19 protein-coding genes and 1 riboswitch are annotated in these 18,967 nt (G+C 69.5%); of the genes, 12 read left to right on the top strand and 7 right to left on the bottom strand.

Translation table 11 applies throughout. From position 1 onward, the window contains the following. Nucleotide 1: 1 nt before the first annotated feature. The 3 genes from QSJ40_RS11815 to QSJ40_RS11825 all read right to left on the bottom strand — a co-directional run bounded on the left by QSJ40_RS11815 (nucleotide 2) and on the right by QSJ40_RS11825 (nucleotide 3,828). Entirely contained in the window at nucleotides 2–1,480 is a 1,479-nt protein-coding gene (locus QSJ40_RS11815; protein WP_006214372.1) for a hypothetical protein, read from the bottom strand. Nucleotides 1,481–1,588: 108 nt separating this feature from the next. Further along, nucleotides 1,589–3,244, bottom strand: a complete 1,656-nt coding sequence (gene murJ, locus QSJ40_RS11820) for a murein biosynthesis integral membrane protein MurJ (RefSeq protein ID WP_285731141.1) — start codon at nucleotides 3,242–3,244, stop codon at nucleotides 1,589–1,591. Nucleotides 3,245–3,327: 83 nt separating this feature from the next. Then, nucleotides 3,328–3,828 carry an NUDIX hydrolase gene (locus tag QSJ40_RS11825; RefSeq protein ID WP_024289504.1) on the bottom strand — a complete coding sequence of 167 codons (501 nt, stop codon included), beginning with the start codon at nucleotides 3,826–3,828 and terminating at the stop codon, nucleotides 3,328–3,330. A 112-nt stretch (nucleotides 3,829–3,940) separates the two neighbouring features. Between QSJ40_RS11825 and QSJ40_RS11830 the strand changes: the two genes are divergently transcribed. From QSJ40_RS11830 to QSJ40_RS11875, 10 genes are all read left to right on the top strand, one after another. Then, entirely contained in the window at nucleotides 3,941–5,350 is a 1,410-nt protein-coding gene (locus QSJ40_RS11830; protein WP_006214368.1) for a CCA tRNA nucleotidyltransferase, read from the top strand. Further along, nucleotides 5,347–6,771 carry a glycosyltransferase family 87 protein gene (locus tag QSJ40_RS11835; RefSeq protein ID WP_157796630.1) on the top strand — a complete coding sequence of 475 codons (1,425 nt, stop codon included), beginning with the start codon at nucleotides 5,347–5,349 and terminating at the stop codon, nucleotides 6,769–6,771. The genes QSJ40_RS11830 and QSJ40_RS11835 overlap by 4 nt, the downstream gene beginning before the upstream one ends. Next, on the top strand, nucleotides 6,764–8,020 hold the full coding sequence (locus QSJ40_RS11840; protein WP_100244673.1) for a glycosyltransferase 87 family protein: 1,257 nt from the start codon (nucleotides 6,764–6,766) through the stop codon (nucleotides 8,018–8,020). Before QSJ40_RS11835 ends, QSJ40_RS11840 begins: the two co-directional genes overlap by 8 nt. Continuing rightward, complete coding sequence (locus QSJ40_RS11845) at nucleotides 8,017–9,213, top strand: hypothetical protein (protein ID WP_006214364.1); 1,197 nt, start codon at nucleotides 8,017–8,019, stop codon at nucleotides 9,211–9,213. The genes QSJ40_RS11840 and QSJ40_RS11845 overlap by 4 nt, the downstream gene beginning before the upstream one ends. A 192-nt stretch (nucleotides 9,214–9,405) precedes the next feature. Beyond that, nucleotides 9,406–9,753 (top strand): 30S ribosomal protein S6, encoded by a 348-nt coding sequence (gene rpsF, locus QSJ40_RS11850; protein ID WP_006214363.1) that lies wholly within the window; start codon nucleotides 9,406–9,408, stop codon nucleotides 9,751–9,753. 125 nt (nucleotides 9,754–9,878) lie between these two features. Further along, nucleotides 9,879–10,487 carry a single-stranded DNA-binding protein gene (locus QSJ40_RS11855; protein ID WP_006214362.1) on the top strand — a complete coding sequence of 203 codons (609 nt, stop codon included), beginning with the start codon at nucleotides 9,879–9,881 and terminating at the stop codon, nucleotides 10,485–10,487. Between the two features lie 113 nt (nucleotides 10,488–10,600). Beyond that, the gene (gene rpsR / locus QSJ40_RS11860; protein ID WP_006214361.1) at nucleotides 10,601–10,837 is read left to right on the top strand and encodes a 30S ribosomal protein S18; all 237 of its coding nucleotides are present in this window, start codon (nucleotides 10,601–10,603) and stop codon (nucleotides 10,835–10,837) included. An 18-nt stretch (nucleotides 10,838–10,855) separates the two neighbouring features. After that, complete coding sequence (gene rplI / locus QSJ40_RS11865; RefSeq protein ID WP_006214360.1) at nucleotides 10,856–11,305, top strand: 50S ribosomal protein L9; 450 nt, start codon at nucleotides 10,856–10,858, stop codon at nucleotides 11,303–11,305. Between the two features lie 473 nt (nucleotides 11,306–11,778). Continuing rightward, the gene (locus QSJ40_RS11870; protein WP_006214359.1) at nucleotides 11,779–11,961 is read left to right on the top strand and encodes a hypothetical protein; all 183 of its coding nucleotides are present in this window, start codon (nucleotides 11,779–11,781) and stop codon (nucleotides 11,959–11,961) included. Continuing rightward, nucleotides 11,962–12,753 (top strand): MMPL family transporter, encoded by a 792-nt coding sequence (locus tag QSJ40_RS11875; protein ID WP_268742056.1) that lies wholly within the window; start codon nucleotides 11,962–11,964, stop codon nucleotides 12,751–12,753. On the opposite strand, the gene QSJ40_RS11880 is transcribed toward QSJ40_RS11875, so the two are convergent. The 4 genes from QSJ40_RS11880 to QSJ40_RS11895 form a co-directional block, all read right to left on the bottom strand. Further along, complete coding sequence (locus QSJ40_RS11880; protein WP_081609484.1) at nucleotides 12,729–13,433, bottom strand: thiaminase II/PqqC family protein; 705 nt, start codon at nucleotides 13,431–13,433, stop codon at nucleotides 12,729–12,731. The genes QSJ40_RS11875 and QSJ40_RS11880 overlap by 25 nt on opposite strands. Continuing rightward, nucleotides 13,425–13,517, bottom strand: a riboswitch (TPP riboswitch). (Overlaps the previous gene by 9 nt.) A 138-nt stretch (nucleotides 13,518–13,655) precedes the next feature. Then, on the bottom strand, nucleotides 13,656–14,318 hold the full coding sequence (locus tag QSJ40_RS11885; RefSeq protein ID WP_006214356.1) for an FMN reductase: 663 nt from the start codon (nucleotides 14,316–14,318) through the stop codon (nucleotides 13,656–13,658). Beyond that, on the bottom strand, nucleotides 14,315–15,457 hold the full coding sequence (locus QSJ40_RS11890; RefSeq protein WP_006214355.1) for an LLM class flavin-dependent oxidoreductase: 1,143 nt from the start codon (nucleotides 15,455–15,457) through the stop codon (nucleotides 14,315–14,317). Before QSJ40_RS11890 ends, QSJ40_RS11885 begins: the two co-directional genes overlap by 4 nt. Before the next feature lie 201 nt (nucleotides 15,458–15,658). After that, complete coding sequence (locus tag QSJ40_RS11895) at nucleotides 15,659–16,237, bottom strand: MarR family winged helix-turn-helix transcriptional regulator (RefSeq protein WP_006214354.1); 579 nt, start codon at nucleotides 16,235–16,237, stop codon at nucleotides 15,659–15,661. 106 nt (nucleotides 16,238–16,343) lie between these two features. Between QSJ40_RS11895 and QSJ40_RS11900 the strand changes: the two genes are divergently transcribed. Then, on the top strand, nucleotides 16,344–16,745 hold the full coding sequence (locus tag QSJ40_RS11900) for a hypothetical protein (protein WP_157796629.1): 402 nt from the start codon (nucleotides 16,344–16,346) through the stop codon (nucleotides 16,743–16,745). Nucleotides 16,746–17,132: 387 nt separating this feature from the next. Then, the gene (dnaB, locus tag QSJ40_RS11905) at nucleotides 17,133–18,947 is read left to right on the top strand and encodes a replicative DNA helicase (protein WP_006214352.1); all 1,815 of its coding nucleotides are present in this window, start codon (nucleotides 17,133–17,135) and stop codon (nucleotides 18,945–18,947) included. Nucleotides 18,948–18,967: the final 20 nt, after the last annotated feature.

Below are 18,967 nucleotides of genomic sequence, written 5' to 3' on the forward strand. Positions count from 1 at the left end.
CTCAGGAGACCTCGATCTCGGCGATGCGCAGACCGTAGGGGTAGTCGGCGATCGGCTCCTCGAGCGACGGCAGCTCGGTCCACTGGACGATCAGGTAGGGGTGATCGTCCTGCGCGGCCTCGTCGGAGAGCTCCACGGTGGTCTCCGGGCCGTCGAAGGAGCCCTGGCCGATCTCCTCTGCGCCGTCGAGCGACGGGCTGTCCGCGGCGTAGACCGTGAAGGAGCCGCCCGTGCCGCTGGTCTGCTGGATCGTGAGCTCGTGCATGGGGGTGGACTCCTCGAAGCGCACCGCCAGGGCCACGGAGGACACGAGCTGGCCGTAGTCCGCGGCGGAGAAGCCGTAGCTGACCCAGGAGGTCTCGGGATCGCCGTCGATGGCCTGGCTCAGGGTGGCGTCCTGATCGGCCATCAGAGTGGGGTCGTCCGGGACCAGGCGCGTGACGGTGGTGGGAGCGGGGACCGCCTGCTCCGTGGGCGAGGCCGACGCGGAGGGCTCCTCCTCCGGGCCGAAGACCTGCCCGGAGTTGAAGACCTTGCCGAGTCCGCCGAACACGATGCCCGCGCCCACGAGGATGAGCAGCAGGAGCAGCGCGAAGATCAGCGCGAGCCGTCCCTTGCCCCCGGAGCGGCCGGAGCGCGAGGAGCTCGAGCCGCGCGCGGCGGACGAGCCGCCGCTGGACGACGAAGCTGCGGCTGCCGCACCCGTCCCGGCAGCCGCAGCGCCCGAGCGCGAGGAGGCCCCGGAGCGCCGCGAGGACCTGGGCTCCTCGGACTTGGGCCGCGACGCGCCGGCGGGGGCGCTCTGGTAGTCGTACTCGTAGGAGTCGAAGCGGTTGTCGCCGTCGTAGCTGGGGTCGATCGACCCGCTGGCCGACTGCATGCGCTGCTGCGGCTCCGTTCCGCGGCCCGCGGCGGCGCGGTCGAACAGCGTGGCGCGGGTCGAGGCCTCGGAGGCGCGTCGGGGGCGGCCCAGGCGCTTCTCGACCTTGGGCGCGGGCGGGGCCGTCTCGATGTCGTCCTGATCGTCCCAGCGCCCGAAGTCCTGCTCGGCGGTGTCCTCGTACTCGGGGGCATCCGGCTCGCCGTCGTCGAGGACGTAGGCGCCGGCCGAGCTCGAGGAGCGGGGGCGGCCGAAGATGTCGTCGGAGAGGGTGTCGTCGTCCACGGTGCCCGGCTCGGCCAGCAGCTCCTCGAGCAGCACCGCGGGAGCGGCGAACGAGGTCACCAGGTAGGGCGTGGCTCCGGACTGGCCGAGGTCCAGGATGTGCAGATCGGCATCCACGGCGCCGATGGCCATGGTGCGCGCGTTCTCGACCACGCGGGCCGTGTGCGCCTCCGACGGCACGAGGATGGTGACCTCGCGGCCGAGGATCTGGTCCTTGCCGCCGAGCACGTGATCGCCGTCGGAAGTGGTCTGCACCTCGTCGAGGACGATGTAGCGACCACCCAGGACGGTGCCGAGGCTGATGGGCTGGGCCACGAGGTCTCCTGTGGATCTGCGGGTCCGCCGCAGTCAGCGGCAGAACGGGGTAGGGAGCGGCGGGTCAGTCGCAGTGTACTCGGGGGTCCATGCGAGCCGATGAGGACCTCAGCGGCGCAGGCGCGCCGTGAGGGGGGCCATCAGCTCGGGCAGCTCCTTGAGCTTGAACACCTTGAGCATGAACAGGTAGATCACGGCGCTGACGAGACCGCCGATGGCGAGGGTGCCGATGGCGCTGAGCTGCGAGGACCACGGCCAGCCCTCGGGGTCCCAGCCGCCCATGGCGTACAGGACGACGGTCGCCGCGACGGCGGTGACGAGAGCAGCGGCGATCGCGCGGATGTGGGTGTCGATGACCTCGGCGGTGCGGTAGTCGCCGATCGTGCGCACCGCGATCACGTGGTACAGCAGCGTCATCAGGATGTTCTGCCCGGCGTAGCAGGCGGCCACGGCGAAGACGACCAGGTGCGGAGGCATGGTCTGGCTGATGATCACCGCGGCCGCGACCGTGAGGATCGAGACAGCCAGCTGGACCATGAACGGGGTGCGCGCGTCCTCGCGGGAGTAGAAGAGGCGGCCGAGCATGAACGCCGTGGTCATGAACGGGGCGCCGATCGCGATCACCGCGAAGACCTGCCCGATCACCGCACCGGACTCGGGGACGCCGCCGGAGAAGAGCATGCCCAGCGGGCCGGCGAACACGATCATGGCCATCGTGCAGAAGATCGTGGCGATGCCCGAGTAGCGCAGGGCCTGGGACAGCGAGGCCTTGAGGGTCTCGTCGTCGCCCTGGGCGGAGGCCGCTGCCATGGAGTTGAACAGGACCGTGGCGATCGACAGGCCGATGACGCCGTGGGGCAGCGAGTAGAGCATGGCCGCCTGGTCCAGCGACGCGCTGCCGGCGATGTGCTGCGGCGGGTCCATCTCCAGGTACTGCTCGCGGAAGCCCGTGGGGATCGAGGCGGTGCGGGTCAGTGCCAGGAAGGCGAGGTTGGCGACGACGCCCGTGGCAAGCGTCCACACGGAGAGCTTGGCCGCCTGGGAGAGCCCGATGCCGCGCCAGCCGAACTTGGGGCGCAGCCCGAGGCCCAGTCCCTGCAGGGGCCAGAACAGCACGACAGCCTGCAGTGCCACGCCGAGGGTCGTGACCCCGGCCAGCAGCAGGGTCTGGGCGCTGGTCCAGGACTCGAGGGAGTGCTCTGCCTCCGCGAAGCTGCCGAACTGCCGGATGAAGATCAGCAGGCCGGCGATCGCCACGATGTTGTTCACGACGGGCGCCCACATGTACCAGCCGAACGCGCCCTTGGCGTTGAGCACCTGGCCCACGACCGTGTAGACGCCGTAGAAGAAGATCTGCGGGAATGTGAACAGGGCGAACGTGACGCCCAGGGCCAGCTGCTGATCCGACCAGTCCTGGGTCATGACCCGGATGATCGGCACGGTGCAGGCCACCACGACCAGCGTGATCCCGGCCAGGGCGATCCCGGCCAGGGTCAGCAGCCGGGAGATGTAGTCGGCGCCGTCGTCGGCGGAGGCCTTGGAGGCCTTGATCACCTGGGGCACCAGCACCGCGTTGAACACGCCGCCGGCCACGAGCACGTAGATGTAGTTCGGCAGGTTGTTCGCGATCTGGAAGATATCCGCCACCGAGGTCAGCGAGCCGATCGCGACCGTGATGAGGATGGTCTTGACGAAGCCCAGGATCCGGGAGACGAGCGTGCCGGAGGCCATGATGGCGCTGGACATGGCACCGGATCGAGCCAAGTGGTCTCCTTCGAGGACGTCGGGCGCCGGGGGCGGCCCGTGCTGGGCCGGGCAGCCCGTGGTGAGGCGCCCGAAGCGGGGGTTCAGAGCTGGTGGATGATGAACTCGCGGGCGATGTCTGCGATGCGCCGCTCGTTCGGGAAGGACAGGCGGCGGCCGAGGTCGTCGATCTTGACCCACGCGACGTCCACGGCCTCGTGATCGGGATCGTTCTCGGTGGTCAGCTCGCCGCCCACCGCCTCCAGGAGGAAGTGGTGCACGGTCTTGTGAACGCGGTGCCCCGAGACGGAGAACCAGTAGTCGATGCTGCCCAGCGGAGAGATCACCCTCCCGGCGATCCCGGTCTCCTCCTCGATCTCTCGGACAGCGGCGACGCCGTCCGTCTCCTCGTTCTCCGGGTGGCCCTTGGGGAGGCACCACTCCAGGCGCCCTCCGCGGTTGATCCGGGCGATGATCGCCACCGGCAGATCAGGTGAGTCGAAGTCGACGACGATGCCGCCGGCCGAGACCTCTTCCACCGTGGGCAGCGCAGCGACGGGCCCGGAGGGCCGTCTCTTGGGTGCGCTGGGTACGGGGAAAGCCATGCGCTCAACACTAACGGCTGAGTCTGGGAACGGGCGGAGCCGCCGACGTCCCCCGGCGGTCCGCGACGCGTCCCCGCAGGGCAGAGGCCGGGGGTCTGGAATGATGGGCGCGATGACCCAGCAGCTCGACACCTCCGCCGTCCCCTCCGTCGTCCTGGAGGCGGGCCGCCGCTTCGCCGATGCCGGCCACGACCTCTCCCTCGTGGGCGGCCCCGTGCGCGATCTCTTCCTGGGCCGGGTCGCCACGGACCTGGACTTCACCACGGATGCCACCCCCGATCAGACCCTGGCGGCGGTGCGCGGGTGGGCGGATGCCACGTGGGAGATCGGCCGCGACTTCGGCACGATCGGGATGCGTCGAGGGGATCAGCAGCTCGAGATCACCACGTACCGGGCGGAGGCCTACGACCCTTCCTCCCGCAAACCGATCGTCGCCTTCGGGGACTCCCTCGAGGACGACCTGGTCCGGCGCGACTTCACGATCAACGCGATGGCGCTGCGGCTGCCGTCTATGGAGCTGGTGGATCCCCACGGAGGCGTGCGAGATCTGGCCGCCGGCGTGCTGCGCACCCCGGGCTCCCCGCACTCGTCGTTCGACGACGATCCCCTGCGCATGATGCGCGCAGCCCGCTTCGCCTCCCAGCTCGACCTGCAGGTCGCCCCGGAGGTCCTGGCGGCCATGACGGAGATGTCGCAGCGTCTGGAGATCGTCTCGGCGGAGCGCGTGAGGGAGGAGCTGATCAAGCTCCTGTGCGGCAGGGCCCCGCGACGCGGGGTGGAGATCATGGTCGACACCGGCCTGGCCGACGTCGTGCTGCCGGAGGTGCCCGCGCTGAAGCTCGAGACCGACGAGGCCCACCATCACAAGGACGTCTACCAGCACTCGCTGACCGTGATGGAGCAGGCCGCGGAGCTGGAGACCGGCCCCGACGGCCCCGTGCCGAGCCCGGACCTGGTCCTGCGGCTGGCGGCGCTGCTGCACGACGTCGGCAAGCCAGCGACCCGGCGCTTCGGCCCGGACGGCGCGGTTACCTTCCGCCACCACGAGACGGTGGGGGCCAAGATCGTGAAGAAGCGCATGAAGGCGCTGCGCTTCGACAACGACACGATCGCCGCCGTCACCCGCCTGGTCGAGCTGCACATGCGCTTCTACGGCTACGGCGACGCCGAGTGGACCGATTCCGCGGTGCGCCGCTACGTGCGCGACGCCGGCCCCCAGCTCGAGCGCCTGCACCGCCTCACCCGTTCTGACGTCACGACCCGCAACCGCCGCAAGGCCGCGCGCCTGGCGCGGACGTACGACGAGCTCGAGCAGCGGATCGCGCAGCTGGCCGATCAGGAGGAGCTGGAGTCCATGCGCCCCGACCTCGACGGCGAGCAGATCATGGCGATCCTGGGCATCCCCCCGGGGCCGCAGGTGGGGAAGGCCTATAAGCACCTGCTCGAGCTGCGCCTGGACGAGGGCCCTCTGGGCGAGGAGGAGGCCGAGAAGCGGCTGAGGGCTTGGTGGGAGAGCCAGTGAGCGCACCCGCGCAGTCCGAGACGGGCCGGAGGGGCTGGCGGTCGCCGCGCGGCATGCGCTCCGGGCAGTGGCTGTGGCTGCTGCTCGGGCTCGGCACCTGGACCATGATCGTGGCCTGGCTGCTGCGCTTCTCGTGCCATCAGCTGGGGTGGAACGGGGCGCACACCCAGCAGCTCGTCTGCTACTCCGACATCGGCTACCTGTTCACGACCCGGGGGATGTCCGACGGGAGCTTCGCCTACCTGTCGCAGGATCCCTCCGCGCTGCTGGAGTACCCGCTTCTGCAGAGCCTGATCGCCACGGCGACGGGTCGTGCCGCCTACGGCCTGGGCGAGGGGCTGCCCGTGCCGACGGTGCAGAACATCTACTTCGATCTCAATGCCGCGCTGCTGCTGCTCGTGTGGCTCGCCGTCGTGGTGGTGGTCGCGGCCATGGGCACTTCCACGGTCCATACCGCGGCGCTGGCCGTCTCCCCGGCGGTGGCCGCCACGGCCCTGATCAACTGGGATCTGTGGCCGGTGCTGACCTCGGTCGCCGCGCTTCTGGCCTTCCAGCGCAGCCGCTGGGCCGTCGGCGGCGTGCTGCTGGGACTGGGCACGGCTCTGAAGCTGTGGCCGTTCGTGATGCTCGGGGCGGTGATCGTGCTGGCGCTGCGCCGGCGCGAGCTGCGCCCGGCGGTCATGGCGGTCGTCTCGGCCGTCGTCGCATGGGTGGTCGTCAACGTGCCCTTCGCCCTGTGGGACCGCCAGCAGTGGAGCTGGTTCTGGAGCTTCTCGGGTGAGCGCGGTGCCGGGTTCTCGTCGATCTACCACGTGTGGAACGTCGTGTGGGCGCCGGAGCTGGGCGCGCAGCCGCTGGCGGCGGAGTCGCTCAACGTGATCGCCTACGGGGTGTTCGCCCTGTGCTGCGCGGGAGTCCTGGTGCTCGGGCTGAAAGCCAGGCGCGAGCCCGCCCTCGCGGAGCTGTCCCTGCTGATCGTGGCCGCCTTCGTGCTGACCAACAAGGTCTACTCCCCGCAGTTCGTGCTCTGGCTCGTCCCGCTGGTGATCCTGGCCGCCCCCCGGCTGCGGGAGTACGCGGTGTGGCAGGTCATCGAGGTCGTGCACTGGATCGCGGTCTTCACCTGGCTGTACTCGATGGTCGCGGATCAGCCGAATGCGGAGGCGATGGGCCGCTTCTATGCCGCGGCCGTCGTGCTGCACATCCTGGCCGTGGTGTGGCTGTGCGCCCGGGTGGTCGTGCGCCTCCTGCGCGGCCTGCCGGTCTACGACCCGGACCGGATCGGCGGGAGCGCCGCCGAGACCGGGTCCTCCCCAGCTATCCTGAGCGCGGATCGCAGTGCCGGATCCTTCCCTGCGCGGCCGCTGATCATCGCCGGGGAACCAGACACCCGAGCAGGAGGGGCAGGACGCCATGGCTGACGGACGCCCCGGCAGGCGCGGGACCAACGGTCTCGTGCTCTTCGTGCTCGGCATCCTGGCCGTGCTGCTCTCCTTCCTGCTGCGGGTCCCGTGCCGCGTGCCGGAGTGGAGCGTCGACTCCCGCTTCCCGGGCCTGTGCGCCGCCGAGCTGCAGCCCGGCGACCTCTCCGTGACGCCCGGGGGCATGCTCTCCGGCTTCTTCACGGGAGGCCCCACGGGCGATCAGCCGATCGTCGTGGGCATGTTCACGTCGATCCTGGGCTGGATGACCACTGGTCTGGCCGAGGCCTTCAGCTTCGAGATCACCCCGAACACGGTCCTGGACCTCACCGTCTTCCTCACGGCCCTCGTGTGGGTCGTGACCATCACCGCGGTCGCCTCGCTGTCCGGCAAGCAGCCCTCGGACCCCGTGGTCCTGGCCTTCGCGCCCACCGTTCTGCTGGTCGGATTCACCTCCTGGGACCTGTGGGCCGTGATGTTCATGATGCTCGCGGTCGCCTCCTACATCCGGGGCTCGCCGGGAGTCGCCGGCGTGTGGATCGGACTCGGCGCCACGGTCAGCTTCCTGCCGCTGCTCGTGCTGATCGCCATCCTGTTCCTGGCCGCGCGCTACCGCTACCTGGGCGACTTCATCAGCGCGCTCGTGGTCTCGCTGATCGTCTTCGCCATGGTCAACGGGCCGTTCATGGTCCAGGAGTTCGACCGCTGGCGCGAGCGGATGGGCGAGACCATGCGCTCGCAGGTCTCGAGCGACTCCGGCTGGAGCGTGTGGAACGCCCTGGGCGCACCGGCCACCGGACTGTCGATCGACTCCGCGAACCTGGACCAGATCTCCATGATCGCGATCCTGCTCGGGGTCGTGGCGGTGCTGCTGGTGAGCGTGCTGGCCGGCAAGGAGCCGAGCATCGTCCAGGTGCTGCTCATGCTGCTGGCCGTCTTCCTGCTCTTCAGCCGGGACTGGTCGCTGCTGCAGTCCGTGTGGCTCGTCCCGCTGGTGATCCTGGCCAGGCGCAGCTGGCTCGAGTTCTTCCTGTGGCAGGCCGTGGAGATCGGCTACTGGGCCACCATGAACGCCCCGGCCGGGGCCTGGGAGACCCAGCCGCTGTTCGGCGACTGGGGCTGGTCGCCGCAGGCCCTGCTGGCCGCGGCGCGCTACCTGTTCCTGATCTGGTTCATCGTCATCGTCGCCGTGGACATGCAGCGAGGCCGCCGTGCGACCCAGATCGGTGTGGCCGCGAGGAACGCATGAGCCAAGAGGTCGGCGCCTCCGCAGAGGCAGAGCCCGAGCTCGATCAGGACGTCCAGGAGCTCGGTCCCGCCGAGCAGCGGCGCCGCCGACGCCTGCGCCGGTCGCTGTGGACCTGGCTGATCGTCGTGGTCCTGCTCATCAGCGCCGGCGGCACCGCCCTGAACTGGTTCATGGTGGATCGCGACCCGGAGGAGCCGGTCGAGGACTGGCTCGACGCCATGGTCGACGGACGCTCGCGCCAGGCCCTCGCCCTGTTCGGCGACTCACGGGGCGGAACCGGCGCGGAGAGCATGCCGAATGCGGCATACAGGCAGGCCGAGGGACGGATCAGCTCCTGGGAGATCGTGGACGTCCAGCGCGACGGCGATCGGGCCCAGGTCACCGCCTCGGTGCGCTGGCCGGACGGGCAGGTCCCGGAGGGCGCCGAGCAGGGCGAGGAGCACACCTGGTCGGTGCACCAGGTCCGGCGCACCGGGCCCCTCAACGACAGCTGGGAGATGGACGGCGTGGATGCCAGCACGCTGACGGTGGCCGCTCCCGGGAACCGGGACCTCTCGATCAACGGCGAGCGGATCGGATTGGACCCCGAGGATCGCACCGTGGCCGACGGCGCCGGGGGCAAGTGGCAGTGGGAGGCCCTGCCGGGGAGATTCGCCGTGGATCTGCCCGAGGGAAACGACTACGTCCTGGCCAAGCCGATCGATCCGGCCGAGGTCCTGCTCGGCGATCCGCAGCCGCAGGAGGTCGTCGTGGAGCTGGAGCCCTCCCCGCAGCTGTGGGCCGAGGTGGACCAGGAGATCGTCCGCAGCGTCGAGAGCTGCATGGACTCGACCTCCGTGAGCCCCGACGCATGCCCGGCCTCGCGCCGCTGGGCGGAGGGAGGCGTGCCCCGCGCCGATGCCGCGGACAACGCGAAGATCGAGGTCCCCGAATCCGGTCTGAAGGCTCCCAAGGCAGGGGCCGAGATCTCCGAGGTCGAGTGGGAGCTGGTCTCGCAGCCGCCGCTGTGGCTGGTCGCCGAGGAGGACTCCGGCTCGCAGCTCGACTGGGTCGCCGACGAGACGGCGCAGGCGGAGGCCCGGCTGTCCTACCTGGAGGACGGCAAGAGGGTCGAGGAGATCGTCAGCTTCCCCGTGCATGTGGACGTCACCTCCGACGGCAGGGACGCCGAGATCGACGTCGCGCTGCGCTGAGGGCCGCCTTCTGCGGGCGATGATCGCCGGTCTCATGCCGCAGCGGCCATGGACCGCGGATGTCCGGTGGTGTACAGTCGATCAGTCTGTGCGAACAGGGCCCCGTCGGGGCCGACTGCCACGGACTCGCATTGAACCTCCTGCTGCGGAGAGACCGCAGCCGTTCCAGCCCGAAGGAGGTGGGTTCTTTCCATGCGCGAATACGAGCTGATGGTCATCATCAACCCGGAGGTCGACGACCGCGCGGTCGAGCCGACCCTGAAGAAGTTCCTCGAGGTCGTCACCCGTGAGAACGGCACCGTCGACAACATCGACATCTGGGGTCGCCGCCGTCTCGCCTACGAGATCCAGAAGAAGTCCGAGGGCATCTACGCCGTCGTGCGCTTCCACGCCGAGCCCGCTACCTCGCAGGAGCTCGACCGTGTGCTGAACCTCAACGAGGCGATCATGCGCACCAAGATCATCCGTCCCGAGGAGCAGCGGATCCACCCGCACCACGACGTCAACGGCGCGCCCGTCGCCGAGACCGCCGAGGCCTGAGCAGATCGGCGCCGGTGACGGCGCGAGCTGCATCGGGTGCGATCCCACCGACTCCGTCCTGAGCGGCGGAGGAGGATGGGGGAGCACCAGCCCCATCACCGCGAGTTCTCCGGAAGGAGAGTCCCATGGCCGGCGACACCATCATCACCATCATCGGCAATCTGACCGCTGAGCCCGAGCTGCGCTTCACGCCGTCGGGTGCGGCCGTCGCGAACTTCACGATCGCGTCGACCCCGCGCCAGTTCGACCGCCAGTCCAACGAGTGGAAGGACGGCGAGACGCTGTTCATGCGCTGCTCGGTGTGGCGCGAGGCGGCGGAGAACGTCGCCGAGACGCTGCAGAAGGGCATGCGCGTCATCGCCCAGGGGCGGCTCAAGTCCCGGTCCTTCGACACGAAGGAAGGCGACCGCCGCACCGTGATGGAGCTCGACGTCGATGAGATCGGCCCGTCGCTGCGCTTCGCCTCGGCGAAGGTCAACCGCCAGTCCCGCGGAGGCGGGTCCGGCGGCGGCTTCAGCGGCGGCGGACAGCAGTCCGGCGGCTCCGGCGGCTGGGACAATGGCGGCGGGGGCGGCTTCGGCGGCAACCGCGGCGGCCAGTCCTCCGGCGGCTACAACCAGGGCGGTCAGGGCGGTGGGCGCCAGCAGGCGGCCCCGCAGAACGATCCCTGGGGCCAGTCCGCCGGCGGCAGCTACGACTGGGGCACCGGACAGGACGACGAGCCGCCGTTCTGATCGGCGGCCCGAGCGCCTGAGCCCTCGCACCCACCCGGCGCAGAACCGGGAGACAGAACACATTTCCATCCCGCAGAGCACTGCGGGCTCCACGCTTCAGAAGGAGCACCACGATGGCGAAGCATGAGATTCGCAAGCCCAAGCCGAAGGCGAACCCGCTCAAGGCCGCAGGCGTCACCGAGATCGACTACAAGGACGTTGCGCTGCTGCGCAAGTTCATCTCCGACCGCGGCAAGATCCGCGCGCGTCGCGTGACCGGCGTCTCCGTCCAGGAGCAGCGCAAGATCGCCCAGGCCGTCAAGAACGCCCGTGAGGTCGCCCTGCTCCCCTACGCCGGCTCCGGCCGCTGATCGGAAAGGAACACACTCATGGCAAAGATCATCCTGACGCACGAGGTCTCTAACCTCGGTTCCGCCGGTGACGTGGTCGAGGTCAAGGACGGGTACGCCCGCAACTACCTCTTCCCCCGCGGCTTCGCGACCCAGTGGTCCAAGGGCGCCGAGCGCCAGATCGAGTCCATCAAGGCCGCTCGTGCGGCCCGTGAGCTCGCCTCGCTCGAGGACGCGCAGGCCCTGGCGGCCTCGCTGACCTCGGCCACCGTCACGGTCCCGGCCAAGGCCGGCGCCGAGGGCCGTCTGTTCGGCTCGATCAAGGCCGAGCAGGTCGCCGACGCCGTCAAGGCCGCCGGCCTGGGCGAGATCGACAAGCGCAAGGTCGAGATCCGCGAGCAGGTCCGCACCGTCGGCACCTACCAGGCCACCGTGCGCCTGCACGAGGACGTCAACGCGAACATCGAGTTCGAGGTCGTCCCCGCCTGATCCTTCGGGTGAGCCGTCCTGCACGGCACGCCTGACCGACGAGCCGTCGCCCCTTTCCGGGGCGGCGGCTCGTCGTCGTTGCCGGGCCTGTCGGGCGCCGGCGGGGGGCGGCTCTGCCCCTGACAGGTCACCGTTCGGCGGATGATGACGACGGCCCTGCGCAGCGACACAGGGCAGGCCCTGATGTGGTCCCTTGCGCGGTGATCTCGCATCTGTTCCCGGCCCTCGGGGCACGGGCGCGGCGCGGATCTGCTGCGGGCGCATGACCCGTCCCCAGGACGGGCGACTTCTGCGCCGACCAGCACCGACGCCGGCGTCGTCTCCCGTGCTACGTTCCCGGGGGCGGCTACGCCGACCCGACTTCGGAATCCGCCAGGGCACAGCAGATCGTGCACGAAGAGGTCGGCGGGGAGGCGAGCCTCGTCGTCCTTGTCCGAGCCCCCGAAGGCTCCCAGGCAGCTGACTCCGCTGACGTGGGGGAGGAGATCGCCGCGGATCTGCGCGAGCACGACGGCATCGAGTCCGTCCATGCCTTCAGCGATCCCGGCATGAGCGACCCGCTGGGCTCTGACGACGGCCGCACGGGCATGGTCGTCGCGCACATCGAGGGCACCTTGGCCGAGCAGACTGAGATCTCCACGGAGCTCGTGGACTAGCTGAGCCAGGAGCGCGGCGACGGCACCGAGGTGCTGGTGGGCGGCTCCGCGCCCATGATCGCCTCGAACAGCCAGCAGGTGATCAAGGACCTGGGGCTGGCCGAGCACCTCGCCGTGCCCATCACGCTGGTGCTCCTGCCGGCGGTGCTGGGCGTGGTGACGCTCATGTTCCAGCACGGCTTGCTCTCCGGGGTCCTGGGCTTCACGCGGGGCCCGCTGGACATGTCCATGCCCGTCCTGCTGTTCTGCATCGCCTTCGGGCTGTCGGTGGACTACGAGCTGTTCCTGATCGGGCGCATGAAGGAGTTGTGGGAGCAGACGGGCAGCAACCGCATGGCGGTCGTGGAGGGGCTCGCGCACACCGGGCGCATCACCACACTCGCGGCGCTGGTGCTCTCGGTGTCGTTCGCGGCCTTCGGGACGAGCCAGGTGAGCTTCATGCAGCTGTTCGGCCTGGGCACGGCGTTCGCGATCCTGCTCGATGCGACCCTGGTGCGCGGCGTCCTGGTGCCCGCGTTCATGCGGATCGCCGGGCGGGCCAACTGGTGGGCACCGGCCCCGCTGCGGTGGGTGCACGATCGGATCGGGCTGGCGGAGGCCCCCGAGGATCCGCATACGGGGCCCTTTGGCGCGGCGCGAGCCGGAGGAGTTCGGGGATCACATCACGCCGCCATCGGCCCGACGACGCCGCGGTCGCCATGTGGCCGACACGGCGCCGCGGCACCGGAAGGGACCGTGGTGAGGGTCCCGTCAGTCGGTCCGCGCTCTCAGCGCGGGATGATCTCCGACTGATCCTGAGTCAGGGCCTGATCGAAGAACGCCAGCTCGTGGCGGCAGCCTGCCAGATAGGCCCGCTGTGCTGCCGCACGGCCTGATTCCGAGCTCTGTGCGAGCTCCCGCTCGACGCGCTCCAGGGCTGCAGCGGTTGCAGCCACGAAGTCGGGATCGCGGTAGGTCTCCAGCCATGCGGCATACGGGTGATCCGGCTCCACGGTCGGCAGACAGGCTCCGACCTGGGCGTAAAGCCAGAAGCAGGGGAGCACTGCAGCAGCGCCGACAGCTCGGTCCTGTCCCAGGGCGGCGGCCAGCAGGAAGTCCGTGTAGGCCGCGGTGACGGTGCTGGCGGGCTCGTCGGCGGCCTCCGGACGGGCGGCCATCCAGGTGCGGTGCAGCTGGGCCTCCTCCGTGAGGCAGCCGACCGAGGCCTGTGCCCACGCGAGCTGGTCCGGGGCGTGATCGCAGCGTGCGGATAGAGCCGCCAGGGCCCGGGCGTAGCCGGCCAGATACAGGGCGTCCTGGGCGAGGTAGAACGTGAACCGCGCGTCGTCAAGGGTTCCGTCCAGCAGGGCGCGCACGAATCTCGAGTCCTGGATCTCGGCTGCCGTCTGCGCGCCGGCGTCCCACAGCGACTGCGTCCATGGACCGGCCGCTTCGACGGCGGGCTGGGGGGCGATGTTCGAGGTGGAGCTCATCAGGGACATCCCTTCGCCAGTGCGAGCTGGAGCAGGTTCCACGGGTCTGATCTCAGCGCCGGCGGCGCACCCCGTGTCCGCAGCCCAGTATAGGCGGCAGGATCGGATGCCGACAGGGCGGCATCCGGTTCCGCTGTGAGAGACGAGACCTTTTTATATGTCATATTCGACATATGAGGAGGTCAGGCGGCCTATGGGTCCTCCGAGAGCTCGGCGAGCCCGTCAGGAGCCGTCGTGGCCCTTGAGGAGGCTCGCGAAGTCCGTGACCGGGCCCAGGTCTACACCGCTGCGACGCGGCGCCCGCGCGGGCTCGGTGGGCAGGAAGCCCTCCACCCCGGCGGACTCGGCCACCAGTGCCGTCGCCATCTCGGAGGCGGCTCGAGCGATCCGCGACTCCAGGCCTCCGGTGTCCCCGGAGCCGAAGTCATCGGTCGCGGCGAACACGCCCGTGGGCAGCACGACCGCCCGCGAGTAGGAGAACAGCGGGCGCAGCGCGTGGTCCAGGACCAGGCTGTGGCGCGGGCTGCCGGCCGTCGCGGCGATGAGCACCGGGAGGTCGATCAGCGCTTCGTCGTCGAGGACGTCGAAGAACATCTTGAACAGCCCCGAGTAGGAGGCCCGGAAGATCGGCGTGACCGCCACCAGCCCGTCGGCCTGGGCGACCAGGCGCTTGTCCTCGTCGAGCTGCGGATCAAGCAGCCCGCCCGTGGTCATGGCCTGCGCCAGCGGCAGGGCCAGGTCCCGCAGCTCCACGTGGTGGACCTCCAGGGCCTCGCCCCGGGCGCCGACCCGGGACTCGACGGCATGGGCGATCCGGTCCGCCAGCAGGCGGGTGGACGACGGCGAGGACAGCCCCGCCGAGACGACGACGAGCTGACGGGTCATCGCTGCTCATCCTCCTTCTGCTCGTCCTGCGGCCGCGCGTTGATGACCTGGCGGTGCTTGGAGTCCGGGCCCTGGGCGCGCAGGGTCTCGTGGGTGGGCGGGTCTGAGGGCACGTGCGCCGGGCGACGTGCCTCGAAGCCCTCGCGCAGGCGCGGGACGATCTCCCGGCCGAGGATCTCGATCTGCTCCAGGACCATCTCCTCGGGCAGGCCGGCGTGATCCAGCAGGAACATCTGGCGCTGGTAGTCGCCCACCTGATCCGCGTAGCCCAGGTAGCGCTCCACGATCTGATCCGGGGTGCCGACCGTCAGCGGGGTCATCCGCGAGAAGTCCTCGAGCGACGGGCCGTGGCCGTAGACCGGCGCGTTGTCGAAGTACGGGCGGAAGACCCGCTTGGCCTCGGCCTCTGTCGCAGCGGCGAAGATCTGGCCGCCCAGGCCCACGATCGCCTGGTCGGCGGCGCCGTGGCCGTAGTGCTCGAAGCGCTGGCGGTAGAGGTTCACCATCGAGGCGGTGTGCTCGATGTTCCAGAAGATGTGGTTGTGGAAGAAGCCGTCGCCGTAATAGGCGGCCTGCTCCGCGATCTCCGGGGAGCGGATCGAGCCATGCCACACGAAGGGCGGGGTGTCATCCAGCGGCCACGGGGTGGAGGTGTAGCTGTTGAGCGGGGTGCGGAACTTGCCCTGCCAGTTCACGACCTCCTCGCGCCACAGCTTGCGCAGCAGGTGGTAGTTCTCGATGGCCAGCGGGATGCCCTGGCGGATGTCCTTGCCGAACCAGGGGTAGACCGGACCGGTGTTGCCACGGCCCATGGTGAGATCCACACGACCGCCGGAGAGGTGCTGGAGGAAGGCGTAGTCCTCAGCGATCTTCACGGGGTCGTTCGTGGTGATCAGCGTGGTGGCCGTGGAGAAGCGCAGGCGCTCGGTCTGGGCGGCGATATAGGCCAGGTGCGTGGTGGGTGAAGAGGGCACGAACGGCGGGTTGTGGTGCTCGCCGGTCGCGAAGACGTCCAGTCCCACCTCTTCCGCCTTGAGGGCGTACTTGGTCATGGACCGGATCCGCTGGGCCTCGGACGGCGCCTTGCCGGTGGTGGGATCCGGGGTGACGTCGCCGATGGTGAAGATGCCGAACTGCATGGTGCTCGCTCCTTGGATGCGACTCGCGAGCCCGGGGTCTTCCGGCGCTCGCGTGACGTTTCACGGAACAGTATGCGTCAATGTAGGTGACATGTCAACCATTAGGTCCGCCGTGCTCGAGGGACGGCGGGAACGACGAACGCGCTGTCGTCGTGATGCGCCAGGCCGTGTCCGCGCAGGGCGGCAGCCGGCCTGCGCGGGTCAGTCGATCGGTGCGCAGTCCGGGCGGCGGATGTCGAGCTTGCGAGCGATCCGGGAGGTGATGCGGTCCAGGTCCTCGATGTCCTGTGCATCGAGGGCGTCGAAGAACGACCTGCGCACGGCGCCCAGGTGGCCCGGGGCGGCTGCGGCCAGGGCCTGGCGACCGGCTTCGGTGAGCTGTGCGAGCTGCGCCCGACCGTCGTCCGGGGCGGCCGAGCGGGCGATCAGGCCGCGCTTCTCCATCCGGGTGAGGTGGTGGGACATGCGCGAGCGCTCCCAGTCCAGCAGCCCGGCGAGCTCGGTGATCCGGCAGGAGGAGCTCTCGCTGTCGTTGAGCATGACCAGGACGTCGTAGTCCTGAAGCGACAAGCCGGAATCGGACTGCAGCTGCGAGGACAGGGCGGCGGGGATGCGGCTGCTCACGGCGAGCCAGCGGCGCCAGACGGTCTCCTCATGTGCGGACAGCCAGTCGACGCCGTCGCCGGCGCCGCCCGTGCCAGCTGCCGTCGAGGGGGAGTCCCCGGGCTCGTCGGCGTCTGAGGGGAGGCTGCGGGGGTCGGTGTCGGGTGCCGTTGTCATGCCCCCAGGATAGCGACAAACGTGACGCGTCATCAGTGAGTGGCTGCGGGTTGCCGCTCACTTTCACGTGAGCCGGCATCCAGCAGGTGATGGCACCATGTCCGCCATGTTCCCCAGTTCCCGCAGCGCCCGACGTCAGCCCGCCGCCGCCCGGTCAGGAGCGGGCCGCTCCTCCGCCGCGCCTGCCTCTGCGCAGCGGAAGCGCCGCAAGGGCAAGGCCGAGCCGCGGCTGCTGCCGATCGCCGTCATCCTGTGGATCGTGGGGCTCGCGGCCTTCGTGGCGGGCTTCGGGCTGGGCAACACCGGTTCCGGCGCGGCCATGACCCTCACGTTCTTCGGGGGGCTGATCGTGGCCACGCTGGCGGAGGTGGGGGCGTTCCTCACTGCGCTGGCCAGCACGATCTCCTATCGGCGGCACAGGCCCTGGAATGTGATCGTGATGATCCTCTCGGTGCTGATCAGCCCGGCCACCCTGATGCTGCTGCTGCAGCTGGCCATGGGGTCCTGAGCTCGGTTGCCGAGCCGCGCGACGCACGACGACACAGCCCTGTGGGAATGCCCACGTCTCGTGTGGACACGGCCTGTGGAGAGTTGTGCACACGCCGTGGAGAAACCCTGGAATCACACTCTGACCTGGTGATTCATCCTTCGTTCACGAAGTCTGAGCCTGTGGATATCCACAGCTGGCAGGGAGATCTGCACCGGTTGCGCACAGTCCTGCACGGCGCGCCCCACAGGGCATCCACAAGTTATCCACAATCAGTGGATAAAGCCCGCGCATGTCATTTCAAGCGTTCCGGCCGAGCGGCTTATGACGTCGGCTCGGTGGGCCAGAATGGGCGGGCCGGGCGGCCGTCGTCGTCCTGGCTGCAGTCAGCGCTGGAAAGGCCCCGTCGTGTCCGAAGAGATCCGCACTCCCCCCTACGACAACGTCGCCGAGCAGTCCGTGCTCGGCGGCATGATGCTGTCCAAGGACGCCATCGCGGACGTCGTGGAGGTGCTGCGCGGCAACGACTTCTACAAGCCGGCGCACGAGTCCATCTACGAGGCCATCATGAGCCTCTACGGCAAGGGCGAACCCGCCGACGCCATCACCGTGGCCGACGAGCTGACCAAGCGCGGCGAGCTCGAGAGGACGGGCGGGCCGGCCTACCTGCACTCGCTGATCTCGTCGGTTCCCACCGCGGCCAATGCCGGGTTCTACGCCGAGATCGTCCAGGAGCGCGCCGTGCTGCGCCGCCTGGTCACCGCCGGCACCAAGATCGTCCAGCTCGGCTACTCGCAGGACGGCGAGGTCGAGGTCCTGGTCAACGAGGCCCAGTCCGAGATCATGACGGTGGCCGAGCGGCGCAATTCCGAGGACTACGTGGTCCTCAAGGACGTCGTGGAGTCCACCGTCCAGGAGATCGAGGACGCTGGCGGCCGCTCCGGCATGCAGGGCGTGCCCACCGGATTCGTCGAGTTCGACGAGCTGACCCACGGTCTGCAGGGCGGGCAGATGATCGTGATCGCGGCCAGGCCGGCCATGGGCAAGGCGCTCGCGCTGGACACCCCCATCCCCACGCCCACCGGGTGGACGACCATGGGGGAGATCTCCGTCGGCGACCTCGTCCTGGCCGTCGACGGCACTCCCACGCGGGTGAGCGCCGCGACCGACGTGATGCTCGACCGGCCCTGCTACCGGGTCAGCTTCGACGACGGGAGCGAGATCATCGCCGATGAGGAGCACCAGTGGCTGACGCATACGCGGGCTGCCGTGCTTGTCGGAGCCGGTGCGGCTGATGCGGGCTCGGCCAGCGTGGTGACCACGGGGCAGATCGCGGCCTCTTCGCAGCGCCACCTCGTGCGCATTCCGGATGACGCCCGACTCCCGCTGTGCCATGACGGCGGCATTGAGCCGGGAACCGAGCGGGCGATCGTCGCCGTGGAGCCGGTGGCCTCGGTCCCGGTCCGGTGCCTGCAGGTCGATCATCCGAAGCACTTGTTCCTGGCGGGGCGGACGTTCATCCCCACGCACAATTCGACCTTCGCCATCGATATCGCGCGCTCGGCGGCGATCAAGAACAACATGACCACCGCGATCTTCTCGCTCGAGATGGCGCGCAATGAGATCGCCCTGAAGATCCTCTCGGCCGAAGCCACCCTCAACCTGCAGGACCTGCGCAAGGGCACGTTGCAGGACGAGCAGTGGGGCAAGATCGCCTCCACCATGGGCAAGCTGGACTCGGCGCCGCTGTTCATCGACGACTCCCCGAACATGTCGCTGATGGAGATCCGCGCCAAGTGCCGCCGCCTGAAGCAGAAGCACGACCTCAAGCTCGTGGTGCTCGACTACCTGCAGCTGATGAGCTCGGGCAAGAAGGTCGAGTCGCGCCAGCAGGAGGTCTCGGAGTTCTCGCGAGCGCTGAAGCTGCTGGCCAAGGAGCTCGACGTCCCCGTGATCGCGCTGTCGCAGCTGAACCGTGGTTCCGAGCAGCGCACGGACAAGCGGCCGATGGTCTCGGACCTTCGCGAATCAGGCTCGATCGAGCAGGATGCCGACATGGTGATCCTTCTGCACCGAGATGACGTCTACGACAAGGAGTCGCCGCGCGCAGGCGAGGCGGACGTGATCGTGGCCAAGCACCGTAACGGCCCCACCAAGACCATCGTGGTGGCGTTCCAGGGCCATTACTCCCGATTCGCGAACATGGCGAACGAGGGGTTCTGACCCGGAGGCCGCCTCCTGGG

It is taken from the genome of Kocuria sp. NBRC 114282 (assembly GCF_030268385.1).
Classification (GTDB): Bacteria; Actinomycetota; Actinomycetes; order Actinomycetales; family Micrococcaceae; genus Kocuria; species Kocuria palustris.